This is a genomic window from Gaetbulibacter jejuensis, assembly GCF_039524015.1.
Classification (GTDB): domain Bacteria; phylum Bacteroidota; class Bacteroidia; order Flavobacteriales; family Flavobacteriaceae; genus Gaetbulibacter_B; species Gaetbulibacter_B jejuensis.
The window spans coordinates 735,005-754,410 of the sequence record NZ_BAAAGF010000001.1; the positions used below are offsets into that span (position 1 = coordinate 735,005).

General features: G+C 34.3%; 18 protein-coding genes. 11 read left to right on the forward strand and 7 right to left on the reverse strand.

Annotated elements, in window-relative coordinates:
* Positions 1–54: 54 nt before the first annotated feature.
* A complete protein-coding gene (locus ABD011_RS03285; protein WP_343795751.1) occupies positions 55–1,731 on the reverse strand; it encodes a T9SS type A sorting domain-containing protein in 1,677 nt (558 codons plus the stop codon).
* A 374-nt stretch (positions 1,732–2,105) separates the two neighbouring features.
* Here ABD011_RS03285 and ABD011_RS03290 point away from each other — a divergent pair, with 374 nt between their 5' ends.
* Together ABD011_RS03290 and ABD011_RS03295 are read left to right on the forward strand one after the other, a co-directional pair.
* Complete coding sequence (locus ABD011_RS03290; protein ID WP_129759511.1) at positions 2,106–2,789, forward strand: response regulator transcription factor; 684 nt, start codon at positions 2,106–2,108, stop codon at positions 2,787–2,789.
* Positions 2,790–3,833, forward strand: a complete 1,044-nt coding sequence (locus ABD011_RS03295) for a sensor histidine kinase (protein ID WP_343795754.1) — start codon at positions 2,790–2,792, stop codon at positions 3,831–3,833. It begins immediately after the preceding gene.
* On the opposite strand, the gene ABD011_RS03300 is transcribed toward ABD011_RS03295, so the two are convergent.
* Positions 3,807–4,868 carry a glycosyltransferase gene (locus ABD011_RS03300; protein ID WP_343795756.1) on the reverse strand — a complete coding sequence of 354 codons (1,062 nt, stop codon included), beginning with the start codon at positions 4,866–4,868 and terminating at the stop codon, positions 3,807–3,809. The genes ABD011_RS03295 and ABD011_RS03300 overlap by 27 nt on opposite strands.
* 60 nt (positions 4,869–4,928) lie before the next feature.
* Between ABD011_RS03300 and trmB the strand changes: the two genes are divergently transcribed.
* The 7 genes from trmB to ABD011_RS03335 all read left to right on the forward strand — a co-directional run bounded on the left by trmB (position 4,929) and on the right by ABD011_RS03335 (position 9,638).
* Positions 4,929–5,603 (forward strand): tRNA (guanosine(46)-N7)-methyltransferase TrmB, encoded by a 675-nt coding sequence (gene trmB / locus ABD011_RS03305; RefSeq protein ID WP_343795758.1) that lies wholly within the window; start codon positions 4,929–4,931, stop codon positions 5,601–5,603.
* Positions 5,604–5,605: 2 nt separating this feature from the next.
* The gene (locus tag ABD011_RS03310; protein ID WP_129759507.1) at positions 5,606–6,235 is read left to right on the forward strand and encodes a LysE family transporter; all 630 of its coding nucleotides are present in this window, start codon (positions 5,606–5,608) and stop codon (positions 6,233–6,235) included.
* Complete coding sequence (locus ABD011_RS03315) at positions 6,232–6,561, forward strand: MGMT family protein (protein ID WP_343795760.1); 330 nt, start codon at positions 6,232–6,234, stop codon at positions 6,559–6,561. Before ABD011_RS03310 ends, ABD011_RS03315 begins: the two co-directional genes overlap by 4 nt.
* 137 nt (positions 6,562–6,698) lie before the next feature.
* The gene (locus tag ABD011_RS03320; protein WP_129759505.1) at positions 6,699–7,832 is read left to right on the forward strand and encodes an Mrp/NBP35 family ATP-binding protein; all 1,134 of its coding nucleotides are present in this window, start codon (positions 6,699–6,701) and stop codon (positions 7,830–7,832) included.
* 6 nt (positions 7,833–7,838) lie between these two features.
* Entirely contained in the window at positions 7,839–8,081 is a 243-nt protein-coding gene (locus ABD011_RS03325) for a NifU family protein (protein ID WP_129759504.1), read from the forward strand.
* A gap of 163 nt (positions 8,082–8,244) precedes the next feature.
* On the forward strand, positions 8,245–9,306 hold the full coding sequence (locus tag ABD011_RS03330) for an NAD(P)/FAD-dependent oxidoreductase (RefSeq protein ID WP_129759503.1): 1,062 nt from the start codon (positions 8,245–8,247) through the stop codon (positions 9,304–9,306).
* The gene (locus ABD011_RS03335) at positions 9,306–9,638 is read left to right on the forward strand and encodes a 2Fe-2S iron-sulfur cluster-binding family protein (RefSeq protein ID WP_131506161.1); all 333 of its coding nucleotides are present in this window, start codon (positions 9,306–9,308) and stop codon (positions 9,636–9,638) included. Before ABD011_RS03330 ends, ABD011_RS03335 begins: the two co-directional genes overlap by 1 nt.
* Before the next feature lie 2 nt (positions 9,639–9,640).
* On the opposite strand, the gene ABD011_RS03340 is transcribed toward ABD011_RS03335, so the two are convergent.
* The 5 genes from ABD011_RS03340 to ABD011_RS03360 form a co-directional block, all read right to left on the reverse strand.
* A complete protein-coding gene (locus ABD011_RS03340) occupies positions 9,641–10,540 on the reverse strand; it encodes a metallophosphoesterase family protein (RefSeq protein WP_129759501.1) in 900 nt (299 codons plus the stop codon).
* Between the two features lie 63 nt (positions 10,541–10,603).
* Positions 10,604–11,782 (reverse strand): acyl-CoA dehydrogenase family protein, encoded by a 1,179-nt coding sequence (locus ABD011_RS03345; RefSeq protein WP_262732269.1) that lies wholly within the window; start codon positions 11,780–11,782, stop codon positions 10,604–10,606.
* Positions 11,783–11,875: 93 nt separating this feature from the next.
* Positions 11,876–12,589 (reverse strand): tRNA1(Val) (adenine(37)-N6)-methyltransferase, encoded by a 714-nt coding sequence (locus tag ABD011_RS03350; protein WP_343795767.1) that lies wholly within the window; start codon positions 12,587–12,589, stop codon positions 11,876–11,878.
* Positions 12,582–13,112 (reverse strand): ribosome maturation factor RimM, encoded by a 531-nt coding sequence (gene rimM / locus ABD011_RS03355; protein ID WP_343795769.1) that lies wholly within the window; start codon positions 13,110–13,112, stop codon positions 12,582–12,584. The genes ABD011_RS03350 and rimM overlap by 8 nt, the downstream gene beginning before the upstream one ends.
* Before the next feature lie 139 nt (positions 13,113–13,251).
* Positions 13,252–13,767, reverse strand: a complete 516-nt coding sequence (locus ABD011_RS03360) for a 30S ribosomal protein S16 (protein WP_129759496.1) — start codon at positions 13,765–13,767, stop codon at positions 13,252–13,254.
* 183 nt (positions 13,768–13,950) lie between these two features.
* On the opposite strand from ABD011_RS03360, the gene ABD011_RS03365 reads away from it, so the two are divergent.
* Both ABD011_RS03365 and dnaE read left to right on the forward strand, forming a co-directional pair.
* Positions 13,951–14,637, forward strand: a complete 687-nt coding sequence (locus ABD011_RS03365) for a DUF6252 domain-containing protein (protein WP_343795771.1) — start codon at positions 13,951–13,953, stop codon at positions 14,635–14,637.
* Positions 14,638–14,773: 136 nt separating this feature from the next.
* Positions 14,774–19,162: a DNA polymerase III subunit alpha gene (dnaE, locus tag ABD011_RS03370; RefSeq protein ID WP_343795773.1), complete on the forward strand. Its 4,389-nt coding sequence runs from the start codon at positions 14,774–14,776 to the stop codon at positions 19,160–19,162.
* The last annotated feature ends 244 nt before the right edge of the window (positions 19,163–19,406 follow it).

Sequence of the window (19,406 nt, forward strand, 5' to 3'; positions counted from 1 at the left end):
AAAGCCAACTTAAATGTTGGCTTTTAATGATTTGTTAATATAGATGTGTTTTATCTATTTAATAACTAATTTTTTGGTAACTGAAGCATCGTTTTGAGAAATATTCATAATATAAACCCCAGTGTTTAGTGTTGAAACATCTAAACGGTTGTTGCTTACTGTAGCTTTATTGATAACTTGTTTCCCTAAAACATCATAAACAGAAACTGAAATCGTTTCAGAGCTAGATGAAGTTATATTTACAAACCCAGTTGAAGTTGGGTTAGGGTAAACAGAGAAAGAAGCAATTGTATTAGGGTTATTGATTGAAAGTACTTCATCAGGACTTCTTGGATATACTTGTGGAGTACCAAAGTATTCTCCAGCTATTACTGTAATTGTAGTAGCAGTTGAAGGAATTGTCTCTCCTGCCATGTTATCATTTGGATAATTTGTTCTAAACGCTAAAGGTCCTCCAGAAACATCTGAAATGTCATAGTTTTGACCTGAATCAAATGTAGCAGTACCATTTCCATCAGCAAATGTTACATCAGCAATTGATACTAATTCAGACTCATACATATCAAAGTTGTTGATGATGTCATTAACCGTTACAGTTTGAGGAGTTATTGAATTACCTGTAGAACTAGCAGCACCAGGATCAACTGAAGGAACAAGCTGCATAACATTAGCGAACTCTCCCAACTGACCTTGAAGACCTGTTATACCATCACCATTATTAAATACGGTTGTAATTGTACCAGAGTTGTCGTCAATTAACATACCTCCAGTTGCATCTTCAATAAAAATTTGATTTCTACTGTTACCAGTTACGAATGTTACAACTACTTCGCCAGTAATTTGATAAACATTACCAATAGTGCCTGCTCTTAAACTAGCTATATCAGCAACAGCTTGTAAAGATGTTACAGTAAAAGTAACTGAAGCAGTTACAGCAGGATCTAGAGGTACATGACTGTTATCAACTAAAGTAAGCTCAACAGTGTGCTCACCGTCAGCTAATCCTGTTAAGCTAATAGGATCTGTGTCATATTTCATAACATTACTACCTCCATCAACAGTATAGTGTATGTGACCATCTCCAGTACCACCATTAGCAGGTAACTGATCTACAACAAAATTTTGTACACTTAATTCAATGTCAACATCACTAGATGCAATTGTAGCTCCATTAGATGGCGAGGTTACCGCAATACTAGGTGTAGTTGCAGCTACTACTTGTAAATTGTCAATATAAAATAAAGACGATTGTGTGCCAGCAGTCCAGTTTGAAGCGATATCATAAAAACGGATACCCATATCAAAATCTTCATTAGTAGCAGGTGTATATTCAAATGAAATAGTTTGCCACTGATTTAATAGAGTTTCGTCTGAATATACAGAAGGCGAAAATCCATTACCATTAAAAATACGAGCTCTAGCTTCATTATTTGTTGCATAGACGTCTAAGCTCATAGTATATGTTACTCCTCCTACTAATGCAATAGTTTGTCTTATGTCAGTATCTCCTTGAGTTTGAGTTAAAACATTAACACTTGCAGAACTTGTTCCGTCAGAAACAAAAGTTGAATTCGTGTTTTCTGTAAGATCAGTAGTGCTAAAATCTACAGTAGTGTATCCATCAGGAACACCAGCTGTCCAGTTTTCAAAGCTACCATTAACAGCTAAATTTTGGGCAAACCCAGAAAAAGCCATCAAAGTAATAAGGAATAAAAAGTAAATTTTTTTCATAAATCTTAATTTTAATAAGTTTAAATTTTGTTTCAAATATAGTGAGATTTTGGTGTTTAAAACGTTAAAGCCACTATATTGTATGCTAATTTACAATAATATAACATTATTTTTTAACTATCTTAGGGACAGTTTTACATTTTTACTCTAAAAACCTGATTTAAGATGCTATAATAGAATAGATTTTTTATTGTGTTTTGAGAGTTTATAGAGTAGGTTATAAAACAGTAAGGACTAAGTTATTTTAACGTTATGATTATATTATGTAATATAAATTTTTGTTATTAATTCTATCTTTACATCGTTTGTTTCTCAAAAAAATGAAGAACTAAACAGCAAAACACATGTGATAACCAAAACAATAAAAACTACACATGAAAAAAAAGGATATTAAAATACTTTTAGTTGACGACGAACCAGATATTTTGGAAATTGTTGGCTACAACCTTTCATCTGAAGGTTACCAAGTTATAACTGCCGAAAACGGTCATGAAGCTGTTAAAAAAGCAAAAAAAGAAAGACCTCAACTGATCATTTTAGATGTTATGATGCCTGAGATGGATGGTATTGAAGCTTGTGAGCAAATAAGAAAAAACCCAGATTTAAGCGAAACGATTATTACATTTTTAACTGCAAGAGGTGAAGATTATTCACAGGTAGCAGGTTTTGATGCTGGAGCAGATGACTATATTACTAAACCTATAAAACCAAAAGTTTTAGTAAGCAAAGTAAAAGCTTTACTAAGACGACTTAAAGAAGAAGACGCCTCTGAAAGTATATTAAAAATAGGTAGTTTGGTAATCAATCGCGAAGAGTATAAGATATCTTTAAAAGGCGAAGAATTGGTCTTGCCAAGAAAAGAATTTGAATTGTTATCTTTGCTAGCAACAAAACCAGGAAAAGTTTTTAAGCGCGAAGAAATCTTAGATAAAGTTTGGGGTAATGAAGTTGTAGTAGGAGGAAGAACTATTGATGTGCATATTAGAAAACTTCGCGAAAAAATAGGAGATAAAAGCTTTAAAACCGTTAAAGGAGTTGGTTATAAGTTTGTAGACTAGATGCAGAAAAAATTAAAAAAAACGTACAGGTTCGCTATTAGAACCTCAATGTACATCACAATTTTTTTAACGCTCTTCATGAGTGTTTTTTTATATACAACAAAGTCTTTTGACTGGTTGTTAATACTCTCTTTTGCACTAATTTGTTATGGCTTTTGCTTTATTGTCATTCAATATAGAGTTGAACGTTTTATTTACCGTCGTGTAAAAAAAATATACGACGACCTCACCTTGTTAGAGTCTACATCATTGCGTAAACAGCCTATTACTACAGATATGGCAACGCTTACAAAAGAAATAGATAAATATGCAAAAGATAAAAAACTAGAAATTGAAACTCTAAAAGTAAGAGAAGAATATCGAAAAGAGTTTTTAGGAAACGTTTCACACGAGTTAAAAACACCATTGTTTACTGTACAAGGCTATTTACTAACCTTAATTGATGGCGCTCAAAATGACCCGAAAATCAGAGAAAAATACCTTAATCGAGCCAATAAAGGTGTTGAAAGACTAATCTATATTGTGAAGGATTTGGATATGATTACTAAACTTGAGGTTGGTGATTTGAGTCTAAATGTTGAAAGGTTTGACATTGTTGAGCTGGTAGAAAGTGTTTTTGACCTTTTAGAAATGAAAGCAGCCAAGAAAAAAATTACGCTTACGTTTGATATGGATTATAAAGAACCCGTTTTTGTTAATGCAGATAAAGAGCGTATACAGCAGGTACTTACAAATCTTATTGTAAACTCAATAAAATACGGAAGAGAAAAGGGAACTACCGAAGTTAGTATAGAAAATCTTATAAAAAATAAGGTTATCGTGAGAGTGACAGATAATGGTGAGGGTATTGCTAAACCTAATGTTCCAAGGCTTTTTGAGCGCTTTTTTAGAGTAGATAAAAGTGGTTCTAGAAAAGAAGGAGGTTCAGGTTTGGGTTTATCAATAGTGAAACATATTATTGAAGCTCACGATGAAAAAATATATGTAGAAAGCGAATTTGGAGTGGGTAGTGAGTTTTCATTTACCCTTGAAAAGGCTGAATAGTTTTTTATAATTCAGTTCATAATCCAATTCAGCTAAACCTTTATAATCATAAATTTTTTCAAGCATTTCCATAGTAAAAGCATCTTGCGTTGCTGTAGGAACTAACTTTTGTTCATCTAGTTTTTTAGCAAGATATTCTTGCTCAAATTGTCCAGGAGTAGGAATAAAAAATGCTTTTTTGTTCAGTTTTGCTAAATCCATTATAGTAGTATAGCCAGAACGCGAAATCACAAAAACACTTTGGTTTAGTGCAAGTTCAAGTTGTTCGCAAGTCATATAATTGTAAATAGTCATACTGCCTTTGTGAACTTTAGTTTGTTGGTCTTCAACTAGTCCTTTTACAAACAATACGTTGCCGTTATAATTCTCAAGTAGAGTGAGTAGCTTTTCTTCTAAGAGTGTGCGTTGAGGTTCAGGTCCAGATAGTAGTGCCATGACATCATATTCTTTTTCAACCTCCAGTTTTTTAAATCTGCTAATAGGACCAATATATTTTAAAGGGATTTCTAAGAAATTAACATGACCTAGTTTACCACTTAAGTTTGGTTCATTAACATTATCAGGAACCCAACATTCGTTGAATTTTTTAATAAATTTTTGATGAATTTTTGTGCTAATCCAAGTTGTGCTTCCACTTAAAACCTGTAATTGATGTGTAATAAATACAGAAGGCACTGTTTTAGAACAAACTCCTAGTCTATTATCAGAAATGATTCCATCAATATCATAAGTTTCAATAATTTGCTTTGTGGCTTGTTTTTCTCTTTTAATGGCTTTTACCACTCTAGGCGAGTTACTAATAATTTTTAGCTTAAACCATTTTCCTTTTTTCGCGTAGGTAATTCCGTAAGAAGGCAATTCAACAGCAATTAAATCTGGAAACTCTTTTTTTAAAAGTTCAAGTGCAATACCATCACTCGCAATAACAGGTATGTAGTTATTTTTTAATAAGGCATTAATGATTGGAATACACCTTGTGGCATGACCTAAACCCCAATTTAGAGGCGCAACTAATATTCGTTTTTTCAAAATCATAAAAAAAGCAAATGTAAACCTAATATGTTTCCTTAATTTTGCCTAAATATTAAATTAACTGTGGGAAGTAAAAATAAGCTAAAAAGATTTAAGGAAAACGAGACCTTTTCAAACGTAATTCAGCCAACAAGAGATGAATTAGTCAATCAAGATTTTAAATGGAAAGGGAACTGGAACAGTCATTTTTTTAAGAATGATAACCCTTTGGTTTTAGAGTTGGGTTGTGGTAAAGGCGAATATTCGGTTGGATTAGCTAAACTATATCCAAACAGAAACTTTATTGGAATTGATATTAAAGGAGCTCGCTTTTGGAGAGGTGCTAAAACTGCTATTGAAGACAATATGACCAATGTTGGGTTTTTAAGAACTCAAATAGAATTAATTGATTTTGCTTTCGCTGAAAACGAAGTTGATGAAATTTGGATAACCTTTCCTGATCCTCAAATTAAATACAAGCGTACCAAACATCGTATGACCAATACTGAGTTTTTACAACGCTATAAAAAAGTGCTAAAACCAGATGGTGTAGTTAATTTAAAAACCGATAGCGAGTTTATGCATGGTTATACGCTTGGGTTATTGCATGGCGAAGGACATGAAGTGTTGTATGCTAACCATAATGTGTATAAGCAAGAAGGCAGCCCTGAAGAGGTTACAGGTATTCAAACATTTTATGAAAGCCAATATCTAGAGCAAAACAAACCAATTACGTATATTAGATTTAAAATCAAGTAATTTTGAATATAACAGTTGTATTTTTCTTGGGACTGATTTTTGCGCTTGTTGGTGTAATTCCTCCAGGATTATTAAATATGACTGCAGCAAAAATTAGCTTAAAGGAAGGACACTCTAGAGGTATTATTTTTTCAGTTGGAGCTTGTGTTGTAGTTTTTTTACAAACCTATATAGCTGCAATGTTTGCACGTTATCTAAGCAATCATCAAGATGTGGTTGATATCTTACAGCGTGTTGCCTTTGTTATTTTTGTGCTAATCTCCATTTACTTTTTACTCATTGCTAAAACCAATTCTAAACCAGATGTAGAAGAAAACAGCAAGAGCAAACACAGTCGTTTTTTTCAAGGTATGTTCATGTCTGCATTAAATGTGTTCCCAATACCTTATCAAGCTTATATGACAGTAACTTTGGCGTCTTTTGATTTGTTAACTTTTGAAAGAACAAGTATTATTTCGTACGTGTCTGGAGCAGCTATGGGGACCTTTGTGATGCTGTATGTGTACATTTTCTTTTTTGATAAAATCAAGAATAAGAAGTTTACGTCTCAAAAAAATATGAACTACATTATAGGGTCAATTACAGGTTTAATTGCTGGAGTAACATTGATTAATATTTTAATGGAAGCATGAAACCAGAAACCTTAAGTTTTTTTGATAAAGTTTATGAGGTAGCCAAATTAATACCCTATGGAAGAGTTACAAGTTATGGTGCAATTGCAAAGTATTTAGGAGCTCCTCGCAGTTCAAGAATGGTTGGTTATGCCATGAACGGTTCTTCAGGAAAAGATGTGCCTGCACACAGAGTGGTAAATAGAAATGGTTTGCTTACTGGTAAACACCATTTTGATGGTACAAATTTAATGCAGCAACTATTGGAAAGTGAAGGTGTAAAAGTTATAGATAACCAAGTGCAAGATTTTAAAAAACTGTTTTGGGATCCTGCTGAATTACTCTAGTTACTTTTCCATTTTTATGAAAATAGTTTACCATAGAAATCAATAATGGTACTATAATAAAACTTCAAGCTTCGTGCTTCTGTCTTCCATCTTTATTAATTATATTTGCATTTTAGAACTAATCTAAATTATTGATTTTGAAGCTTAATAAACAAGATATATTAAAAGCCTTAGAAACCATTACAGTTCCTGGTGAAGGACAAAATATGGTTGAGAGTGGAGCAGTTACCAATGTTGTTACTTTTGGTGACGAAGTAGTCGTTGATGTTACCATTAAAAACCCAAGTTTACAGGCAAAAAAGAAGACCGAAGTTGAAATAATGAAAGCTATTCATAATGAAGTCTACGAAAAAGCCAAAGTAAAAGTAAATGTTAAGGTAAATGCACCAGCTGCACCAAAAAACGAAATAAAGGGAAAACCAATTCCTGGTATTCAAAATATAGTTGCTGTTGCTTCTGGAAAAGGAGGCGTAGGAAAATCTACAGTAACAGCAAACCTAGGGGCTACTTTAGCAAAAATGGGCTTTAAGGTTGGTATTTTAGATGCTGATATTTATGGACCTTCAATTCCTATTATGTACGATGTGGAGTTTGAAAGACCTATTTCGGTTAATGTAGGAGGAAAGTCTAAAATGAAACCAGTAGAAAGCTATGGTGTTAAAATTTTATCTATAGGCTTTTTTACAAAACCAGACCAAGCAGTAATTTGGCGAGGACCAATGGCAGCTAAGGCATTAAACCAAATGATTTTTGATGCAGATTGGGGAGAATTAGATTTCTTATTAATCGATTTGCCTCCAGGAACAGGAGACATTCACCTAAGTATTATGCAATCGCTTCCTATAACAGGAGCAGTAGTAGTAAGTACGCCTCAGCAAGTAGCTTTAGCCGATGCTAAAAAAGGAGTAGCTATGTTTCAGCAAGAGTCTATCAATGTGCCAGTACTTGGTATAATTGAGAATATGGCTTATTTTACTCCAGAGGAATTACCAGATAATAAATATTTTATCTTTGGAAAAGAAGGTGCTAAAAACCTTTCAGAAGATTTAGAAGTACCTTTCTTAGGCGAAATTCCTTTAATACAAAGTATAAGAGAAGCAGGAGATGTTGGTCGTCCTGCTGCGCTTCAAACAGCAACACCATTAGAAGCTGCTTTTGAAAAGTTAACTCAAAATGTTGTGCAAGAAGTAGTAAGACGTAACGATGCCTTACCACCAACCGAAGCAATTAAAATAACAACAATGGCTGGTTGTTCAGCAGTAAAGAAATAACAGAAGATGAGTTCAGAAGAATTAAAACGTAATATTGAAAAAGCGCTAGACGAAATTCGTCCTTTCTTGCAAAGTGATGGAGGCGATATTTCATTACTTTCAATAGAAGATGATAAGTTAGTGAAAGTTCAGTTGCAAGGTGCTTGTGTTGGCTGTAGCGTTAATCAAATGACCTTAAAGTCTGGTGTGGAAATGACTATTAAAAAGTACGCGCCTCAAATAGAAAAGGTTATTAATATTGAAGCTTAATATTTATTAAGCTGAAGGCTCATCAAGGTTTTTCAAAATGCTGGAACTAGCCTGTTTTTTAATGACATTTATCATAAATCTTTATAAAAACAGTATATAATTTTGATGTAGTACATTAAACAATTTCTAAATTAAAGAGATACCCACTTTTGTGGGCTTTATTATGATTAAAACAGATATACTTATTATTGGTGCAGGACCAACAGGGTTGTTTACTGTTTTTGAAGCAGGATTATTAAAATTAAAATGCCATTTAATTGATGCCTTACCACAACCTGGTGGACAATGCTCTGAAATTTATCCTAAAAAACCAATCTACGATATACCAGCTTACCCTGAAATTTTAGCAGGAGATCTTACAGAAAAACTCTTAGAACAAGGTAAACAGTTTGAACCTGGTTTTACTTTAGGAGAACGTGCTGATACTATAGAAAAGCTAGAAGATGGAACCTTTATAGTTACGACTAATAAAGGTACAAAACATCACGCTCCTGTAGTTGCTATTGCAGGCGGATTGGGAAGTTTTGAACCAAGAAAACCAAAAATCCATAACATTCATTTGTTTGAAGATAAAGGTGTAGAGTATATGATAAAGGATCCTGAAGTCTACAGAAACAAAAAAGTTGTTATTGCTGGAGGAGGAGATTCTGCATTAGATTGGAGTATATTTTTAGCTAATGTTGCTAAAGAAGTAACACTTATCCATAGAAGAAATGAGTTTAGAGGTGCTTTAGATTCAGTTGAAAAAGTACAAGAGCTTAAAAATAAAGGTAAAATAAATTTAATTACTCCTGCTGAAGTAGTTGGTATTCTTGGAGAAGATCACGTTTCTGGTGTAGTTGTTGAACAAGCACAACATATCAAAAAAGAATTTGAAATTGAGTGTGATCATTTTGTGCCTTTGTTTGGATTATCTCCCAAACTTGGACCAATTGCAAATTGGGGATTAGAGATTGAAAAAAATGCCATCAAAGTTAATAATGCTTTAGACTACCAAACTAACGTTCCTGGTATTTTTGCAATTGGAGATGTAAATACTTATCCAGGAAAATTAAAGTTGATATTGTGTGGTTTTCACGAGGCAACGTTAATGTGTCAAGCAGCTTATAAAATTATAAATCCTAACAAAAAATATGTTTTAAAATATACTACTGTTAGTGGTATTGATGGTTTTGACGGAACACGTAAAGAAGCACCTAAAGCTGTAGTAAAAGCAATTGAATAATGGAACAGGACATTAAAATAACAATAATTGATCGTGATGGTGAAGCTCACGAAATTGATGCTCCAACTGATATGGCTATGAACCTTATGGAAGTAGTTCGTAGTTATGAATTAGCTCCTGAAGGAACCATAGGAGTTTGTGGCGGAATGGCTATGTGTGCATCATGCCAATGCTATGTGTTATCAGATCATGAACTTCCTGAAATGCAAGACGACGAAGAAGCTATGCTTAGCGAAGCGTTTGATGTACAAGAAAACAGCAGATTGGGTTGTCAAATTGCTATTACACCAGAATTAGAAGGTCTAAAAGTTGAATTAGCTCCTGAGAGTTAATTTTAAGACGAAGTTTTATAATCTGCTAATTTTTGAGGACCTTCCAACAACACTCTTACAATTTTTAAAGTACCATCATCTGTAGTGGCTATTTGCCATTTGATGAGCGAGATTTCTCCGTTTTCAATTTCAATACCTGTAATGCTTCGTGGATGTACACAACTACCATCATTAAAAAAAGCAATGTCTCCAGGTTCAGGAAAACGAGGTCTATGAGTATGACCAACAACAGTAATTAAATTGTTGTTTTCTATGATCCATTTTTTGGTTCTACGTTCAACTTTTATAAGTTCTTTGTAGTTTTTTGCAGGACTTGTAGGGTCTGCAATTCCCATTACGTTTAGTGGTTTCCATAAAATACGAACCATAAACCGACTCCATCTCCAAAACAAATAGTTCCACCAATCGGCTTGATGACCATGGGTTAAAAATAGTTTTTGTCCAGTTTGGGAATGTTCTAAAACAATGCCTTCATGATACTCTATGTTACAGAACAACTCAACATCTTCACCTATTTTAGGGTCAAAATAAGTGGAAAGGTGTTTTTCTACATATTTTGGATCTCTGTAAACCATGTCGTGATTTCCCCAAATCATATGTAAACGCTCTTGCTCATGAAATAACTTCATAAGCAAATACACATTTTTATGAGCATTTAAAATAGAATCAAAAGAGAGGTTTTCCCAGAGTTCATCACCATCACCAAGTTCACAATAGCTAAAACCTTCAGCATAATAATGTTTTAAGGCATGAAAGTAAATGTTTCGGTTGTTTGCAAAATCATCAGCAAAACTATTATCGCCTCTGTGGCAATCACTAAAAAGGATAAACTTGGACGTATCGTCAAAATAAACTTTTTTGGCGTTTTTGTAAGCTCTATCTAAGCGTTTCTTTGAAGACATATTGTAAATATCAATAAAAAAAGCGAGTTTTAAAACTCGCTTTTTAGAATAATTTTTAAGGATTTACTTAAATGCATTTAATCCTGTAACATCTAATCCTGTAATTAATAAATGGATGTCATGAGTTCCTTCGTAAGTTATTACACTTTCAAGGTTCATAGAGTGACGCATGATGCTGTATTCTCCAGTAATTCCCATTCCTCCTAGCATTTGTCTTGCTTCTCTTGCAATATTGATAGCCATATCCACATTGTTACGTTTTGCCATAGAAATTTGAGCAGAAGTAGCTTTACCTTCATTTCTTAGTACTCCTAAACGCCATGTTAATAATTGTGCTTTGGTGATTTCGGTAATCATTTCAGCTAATTTTTTCTGCTGTAATTGAAATTGGCCAATAGGTTTACCAAATTGTTTACGTTCTTTACTGTAACGTAAAGCAGTGTCATAACAGTCCATAGCAGCACCAATTGCTCCCCAAGCAATACCATATCTTGCAGAATCTAAGCAGCCAAGTGGAGCTCCTAATCCTGATTTGTTAGGTAGCAAGTTTTCTTTAGGTACTTTTACATTGTCAAAAATAAGCTCTCCAGTAGCTGATGCTCTCAATGACCATTTATTGTGGGTTTCAGGAGTTGAAAATCCTTCCATACCACGTTCAACAATTAAACCATGGATTCGTCCTTCTTCATTTTTAGCCCAAACTACTGCCACTTGTGCAAAAGGCGCATTGCTTATCCACATTTTAGCACCATTTAAAAGATAGTGGTCTCCCATATCTTTAAAATTAGTAACCATTCCTCCTGGGTTACTACCATGGTCAGGTTCGGTTAAACCAAAACAACCCATCCATTCGCCACTTGCAAGTTTTGGTAAGTATTTTTTACGTTGCTCTTCGTTTCCATATTTCCAAATAGGATACATTACTAAAGACGATTGTACTGATGCGGTACTACGAACACCAGAGTCTCCTCTTTCAATTTCTTGCATAATTAAACCATAAGAAATTTGGTCTAATCCTGCACCTCCATATTCTTCAGGAATGTATGGTCCAAAAGCACCAATTTCAGCTAATCCACCAATAATTTGGTTAGGAAATTCTGCTTTTTGAGCATAGTCTTCAATAATTGGAGATACATCGCGTTTTACCCAATCGCGAGCAGCATCTCTTACTAATTTATGTTCGTCGGTTAAAAGCTCGTCTAAGTTGTAATAATCTGGAGCTTGGAATAAATCTGGCTTCATTTGTATGTTTTAGTTGTTCAGTAGTCGAGATTTAGTTTTTAATCTAGACTCGAAACAAAAATAACGAAAACGTTTTCAGTGCACAATTATAAATTACATTTTCAAGTAAAAATCTTTGGTTAAATCAATGTACTCTTTTGTATAATTATGTCTTTCGGTTTCAATGATTAGATTTGAAGATATAACTGTTTCTTCTATGAATGAAAACTCAATTAAACTTCGCTTTATAGGAGTGTTTTTAGCTCCTTTTACGTGCAATATTCTATTTGGAAATAAAGAAAAATCAGATGCTAATTGTATGAAGTTTTGCTCTTCTTTGTAAGGAATTATCACTGAAAACAAACCGTTTTCAGATAGTAGTTTTGAGGCGCATTGCAATAAATGCTGAAAAGGCATTGCATCTTGAAATCTTGCTAAATCGCGCTCTGGGATATTGGTTTTGGAATCTTCTGAGTAAAAAGGAGGATTGGAGATAATTAAATCATATTGATCGTCAATTTCATTAGTAAACTCATCTAATGAAGCGTGGTAACAGAACAATCGGTCTCCCCAAGGTGATTGCTCAAAATTCTCTACGCATTGTTCGTAAGCATCACTATCAATCTCCAAGGCATCAATTAATTCGGCATTGGAGCGTTGAGCGATCATTAAAGAGAGCACACCTGTGCCTGCACCAATATCTAAAACAGAAAATGGGTTATGGTCAAGATTTGCCCAAGCACCAAGCAAAACACTGTCAGTGCCTATTTTCATGGCGCAACGGTCTTGATTTACTGTGAATTGCTTAAACTGAAAAGGCTTATTCATTTAAATATAAGTCTATAAGCCCTTCAGGAGTTTCAACAAAAATGGTTTTATTCTCTTTGTCTACTTTAGAAATAAATTCATCATTCATAGGAATTAAAATTTCTGTGCCTTCTCTGTCAATTTCAAAAAGCGCTTGTGCTGTAGAGTCGTTTACAGATGTTATGGTACCAACAAAACCAAAATTGGCATCTTCAACCTTGAAACCAACAATTTCATGAAAATAAAACTTGTTGCCTTCTAGTTTTGGTAGGAATTCTAAAGGAAGGTAAACACCGCTTTTTATAAGGCTGTCTGCATCTTCTTCAGTGTCGACGTCTTCAAATTTTACACGCAACAAATCAGATTTATGTAATTGTGAGGTTTCAATAAAAAAAGGGACAAGGTTATTGCGTAAATCAATAAACAGTGCGTCTAAATTTTCATACAGCTCAGGTTCGTCAGTATCTAACTTGATAAGTAGTTCTCCTTTGAAGCTATATTTTTTAACAATTTTACCTAGATAAAAACAGTCTTTTTTTTGCATGTTGTCTGTTCGAGCGCAGTCGAGAACTATAAAAAAAGTGTCAGTTTAATTACATCTCGACTGCGCTCGATGTGACACTTAAGAATAAAAAAACCCAGACGATTACTGTCTGGGTTCAAAGGTATAAAATAAAAATTTTTTACTCTTCTTCGTTGTTAGCAGTAGCTTCTACTTCAGCATCAGCCTCTTCAGCAGCTTCTTCAACAACAGGTGCAGCCGCAGCAATTCTTGCTTCGTTTACTGCTTTTTCAGCTTCAAGAGCTTTAGCTTTAGCGTCAGCATCAGCTTTTGCTAAACCATCAGCCTTAGCTTGTACTTTAGAAGCTTTTTCTTCTAACCAAGCATTGAATTTAGCTTCTGCTTGCTCTTCAGTTAAAGCACCTTTTCTAACACCACCTGCAAGGTGATTTTTTAATAAAGCACCTTTATAAGATAAAATTGCTTTAGCGGTATCAGTTGGTTGTGCACCATTCTGTAACCAAGTTACTGCTCCATCAACATCTAATTCAATAGTTGCTGGATTAGTGTTTGGGTTGTAAGATCCTATTTTTTCTAGGTATCTACCATCTCTTTTTGATCTAGCATCAGCTGCTACGATCCAGTAATAAGGTTTTCCTTTTTTACCGTGTCTCTGTAATCTAATTTTTACTGGCATATAAATTAATTAGTGAGGTTCTCGACCTCGATTATTAATAAGTGCGCAAAGATACTACATTTTTTTTATTTACAACATTTTATTATAAATTAAGCTAATTTGAAATTTTATTATACTTTTGGAAATCATTAAACGTTATTTTAATTGCGCAAACAATCATTAAAATAAGAAACCTATTATAAAATGAAGAGATTAGCCTTAATTCTATTTACTTTTCTGTCAGTACTAAGTTGTGGCGACGAAATTGAGTTTAATTCACCTGCAGTACAAGGAAATAAAGATGGTGAATTATGGAGAGCAGTGTATTATTCGGCTGATATTGATTTTGGAGGATTTATAATAGAAGGAGGTAATAATTTTGAAACTATACAGCTTATCACAACAAATGATACTGCTGGTACATACAATTTAGGTGATGGAAGTGGTAATGAGGCTACTTTTACTAATTCTCAAGGAGTGGTTTATTCTACAAACAACGAACCAGACCCTAGTGTTTCTATTTATCCTAATGAAGGGCAAATAATAGTGGAACACGTAGATAATGATGCTGATCCTAAAACTATTTCAGGAAAGTTTTGGTTTTATGCTTTTACAGCTGATGGAATGAATACTGTTAATTTTAACGAAGGTCATTTTTATAAAGTGCCATTAGTTGGAGGTTTAGTAACAGTTGGTTCAGGATGTCTAGAAGCAACAGAAGCTACAGCTAATGCGGCTCAAACTTATATAGCTACAGATACTACTGCTCCAGAATATACTGATGTTTGTAATGCTTATAAAGATGCTTTAACAGCTCAAATTGATGCTTGTGGAGATACCACAGGAGCTTTGCAAGCTCTTATAGATTCGTTAGGTGATTGTACACCTTAATTAATCAATAAAATAATACAAAAAACGCAACCTATCAGGTTGCGTTTTTTGTTTACAACTGTTTATAACTTTCGGTCAAAAAACTAATAATTATTCTTAATTTTAACCTTCTTATTTTTCAAGATAAAACCATTTTATGTACTTAATTTTTGATACCGAAACAACCGGATTACCAAAGCGTTGGGATGCGCCTATTAGCGATACCGATAACTGGCCAAGAGCTATTCAAATTGCTTGGCAGTTGCATGATGCGCTTGGTAATTGTATTGAGCATCAAGATTATTTAATAAAGCCTGAAGGGTTTAATATTCCTTATGATGCCGAGAAAATTCACGGTATTTCTACCGAATTAGCGGAGGAACAAGGTGTCTCTTTATCTGAAGTTCTTGAGAAATTTAATGAAGCATTAAATAAAACCACGTTTATAGTTGGTCAAAATGTTGGCTTTGATGTCAACATTATGGGTGCCGAATTTTACAGAGGCGATGTTGCAAATAAATTGCAAGAATTACCAGTGCTTGATACTTGTACCGAGCATACAGCGCAACTTTGCCAAATTCCTGGTGGTCGTGGTGGAAAATTTAAGTTACCAACCTTAACCGAGTTGCACGAATTTCTATTCAACAAACCTTTTGCTGAAGCACATAACGCAACAGCCGATGTTGAAGCAACAACACGTTGCTTTTTTGAATTAATTCGTCGTGAAGAATACACGGTTGAGCAACTAGACGTTCAGCCAGATTATTTTCAGAAATTTTCTGAAGCTAATCCGCAGGAAATTCAACTTATCGGATTAAAGCACATCAACTTAAAACGAGAAAGTGCTAAAATTCGTGAGCGTCTTCAAAAACAGCAAACCAGTACCATTTCAACCGAGGAAATAAAACAAAATATTTCCGATTTAGCAGAAGTTGATTTTGTACACCTTCATAATCACTCGCAATTCTCAATATTGCAGTCTACAATGAGTATTCCTGATTTAGTTTCGGCTGCTGCAACGCACAATATGCCTGCGGTTGCACTAACAGATCATGGGAATATGATGGGTGCCTTTCATTTTATAAATGCGGTAAACAATCAAAATAAAAATATTGAGGCTGCTATAAAAGCTGCCGAAGAAAAAGGAGAAACAACAGATAAGAAACTTATTAAACCCATTGTAGGTTGTGAGTTTTTTGTTTGTGAAGATCATACAGATAAGTCCAGAAAAGACAATGGTTACCAAATTGTGCTTTTGGCAAAAAATAAAAATGGGTATCATAATTTAGCAAAACTGTCTTCGCATGCCTTTGTAGATGGGTTTTATTATGTACCTCGTATTGACAAAAAACTTATTGAACAATACAAAGAAGACATCATTGTTTTAACTGGAAATTTGTATGGGGAAGTTCCAAGCAAGGTGTTGAATATTGGTGAAAACCAAGCTGAAGAAGCTCTGATTTGGTGGAAAGAACAGTTTGGAGACGATTTGTATGTTGAGATTATGCGTCATAATCAAGAAGACGAAAATCGTGTAAATGATACATTGGTGAAGCTCGCAAGAAAGCATGATGTTAAGCTGGTTGCAACTAACAATACCTATTATCAAAATCAAGAAGATGCCAATGCGCATGATATTTTATTGTGTGTAAAAGATGGTGAAAAACAAGCCACACCAATAGGTCGTGGACGTGGTTATCGCTACGGTTTACCAAATCAAGAATATTACTTTAAGTCTTCTGATGAAATGAAGACGCTCTTCAAGGATTTACCTGATGCGATTTCAAATACGCAAGATATTCTTGATAAAATTGAAGCTTTTCAGTTAGCTCGTGATGTACTGTTACCAGCGTTTGATATTCCTGATGAATTTAAGCATGAAGAAGATTTAGTTGATGGTGGAAAACGTGGGGAAAATGCCTATTTACGACATCTGGTTTACGAAGGTGCTAAAAAGCGTTATGGCGACCCACTATCAGAAGAAGTTACAGAGCGTCTCGACTTTGAGTTAAGCGTTATTGAAAACACAGGTTATCCTGGATATTTCTTGATTGTAGAAGATTTCATTCGCGAAGCCAGAAATATGGATGTATCGGTTGGTCCAGGACGTGGTTCGGCTGCTGGATCGGTAGCTGCTTACTGTTTATGGATTACCAACATAGATCCAATGAAGTACGATCTACTTTTTGAGCGTTTCTTAAATCCTGATCGTATTAGTATGCCTGATATTGATATTGATTTTGATGACGAAGGCCGAAGTCGTGTTATGGATTACGTAATTAAAAAATATGGTGCTAATCAAGTGGCGCAAATTATTACCTACGGAACCATGGCTGCTAAATCTTCTATTCGTGATACAGCTCGTGTATTAGATTTACCGCTATTTGATGCTGATAGAATTGCCAAATTAATCCCAAACATGTCTAAACTGAATAAGATATTTGGTTTAGATGAAAAAGCGTTAGCAGGTAAGTTTAGATCGGAAGAATTAGAGAAAGTTAATCAGCTTTTAAATATTTCTGAAGGCTCTGATTTGGAAGCAGAAACCGTAAACACTGCACGTGCACTTGAAGGTTCTGTAAGAAACACAGGTATACATGCTTGTGGTGTGATTATTACACCAGATGATATTACCAAATTCGTTCCGGTGTCTGTAGCAAAAGATTCCGATTTGTATGTTACTCAGTTTGATAACTCGGTTGTAGAATCGGCAGGACTTCTTAAAATGGATTTCTTGGGGTTAAAAACTTTAACCCTGATTAAGGATACAGTCAAGATTGTAAAAGCAAAACATGGTATTGAGCTAGATCCTGAAAGTTTTCCGTTAGATGATGAAAAAACCTATGCGTTATTCCAACGTGGTGAAACGGTTGGTGTGTTTCAGTACGAATCTCCTGGGATGCAAAAACACCTTCGCGATTTAAAACCAACGGTGTTTGAAGATTTAATTGCGATGAACGCCTTGTATCGTCCAGGTCCAATGGAATATATTCCAAGTTTCGTTCGCAGAAAGCATGGTGATGAAGAGATTGAATATGATTTACCTGCCATGGAAGAATACCTTAAAGAAACCTATGGTATTACCGTTTATCAAGAGCAGGTAATGTTGTTATCGCAAAAACTTGCAGATTTTACCAAAGGTGAAGCCGATATGCTTCGTAAAGCCATGGGTAAAAAGCAAATTGCGGTACTAGATAAAATGAAACCGAAATTTATTGAGCAAGCTAGTGCAAATGGTCATGATGCCAAAGTACTTGAAAAAGTTTGGAAAGACTGGGAAGCCTTTGCAAGTTATGCCTTCAATAAATCGCATTCAACATGTTATGCGTGGATTGCTTATCAAACGGCTTATTTAAAAGCACATTATCCTGCCGAATATATGGCTGCGGTACTTTCAAATAACATGAATGATATTAAATCGGTTACCTTTTTTATGGAAGAATGTAAGCGAATGAAATTGAATGTACTTGGACCAGATATTAACGAGAGTTATTATAAGTTTTCGGTAAACCAAGATAACGCGGTGCGTTTTGGTATGGGAGCCATAAAAGGGGTTGGTCATGGAGCTGTAATGACTATTGTTGAAAACCGAAAAAAAGATGGTCATTATAAATCTATTTTTGATTTTGCTAAACGTATAGATTTACGTGCTGCCAATAAAAAAGCTTTTGAAAACCTAGCGCTTGCTGGTGGTTTTGATTGTTTTAAATCAACGCATCGTGCGCAATATTTTCATGATGAAGGAGATGGTATTACCTTTTTAGAAAAAGCCATAAAATATGGTGCAAAGCATCAAGAAAATGAAAATTCTGCACAAGTGAGTTTGTTTGGAGAAGCAAGTGATGTGCAAATTGCTGAACCACAAGTACCACCTTGTGAAGAATGGGGAACCATGGAAAAATTGGCAAGAGAGAAAGAAGTTGTTGGTATTTATATTTCAGGGCATCCTTTAGATGATTTTAAAATAGAAATGAAAACTTTTAGTAATGCCAATTTATCATTGCTTAGAGATTTAGAACCTTATATAAACAGGGAACTATCTTTTGGAGGTGTGGTGACAGATGTTCAACATCGTGTGAGCAAGCAAGGTAAAGGTTGGGCAGCTTTTACGGTTGAAGATTATGACGATAGTTTTGAGTTTAGAATATTTGGTGAAGAATATTTAAAGTTTAGGCATTTCTTGGTCAAGAATTCATTTGTGTTTGTAAAGATATTTGTTCGCGAAGGTTGGGTCAATAAAACTACAGGTATTAAAGGCGAACCTAGAATACAGTTTAATAATTTTCAGTTACTGCATGATGTTATGGATGCTTATGCAAAAAAACTATCTATTCAGTTGCATATAAATGACTTGCAGGAACAACGTATAGCTATTTTAAAAGACTTATTTCACACACATCCTGGAGATCAAATGCTTAATTTTGTGGTGTATGATAATGATGAGCAGATAAAATTAACGATGCCAAGTCGAAAACAGAAAATAAAAATATCTCAAGATTTATTAGATGAGTTAGAGAGCAATGATGTATTCTATAAGTTAAATTGATAGATATAATTGCGCAAAGGATTGAACGGTGTGTTTGAGCTCCTCAAAGAGAGCGAGTGGTTAATATTTATATTCGCGAATTCCGAAGAAATAGAAATACATGAATAAAGCATGGTTTATGCGCCTAAGAAAAAGTAGCTAATAACCTGAAACAATGCGTATATAAACAAAACAAATTGTTATGCTGTAAGTTTTGGCAAAATTTTTGACTAATATTGCATATAAAATTGAAGTAAAACACATT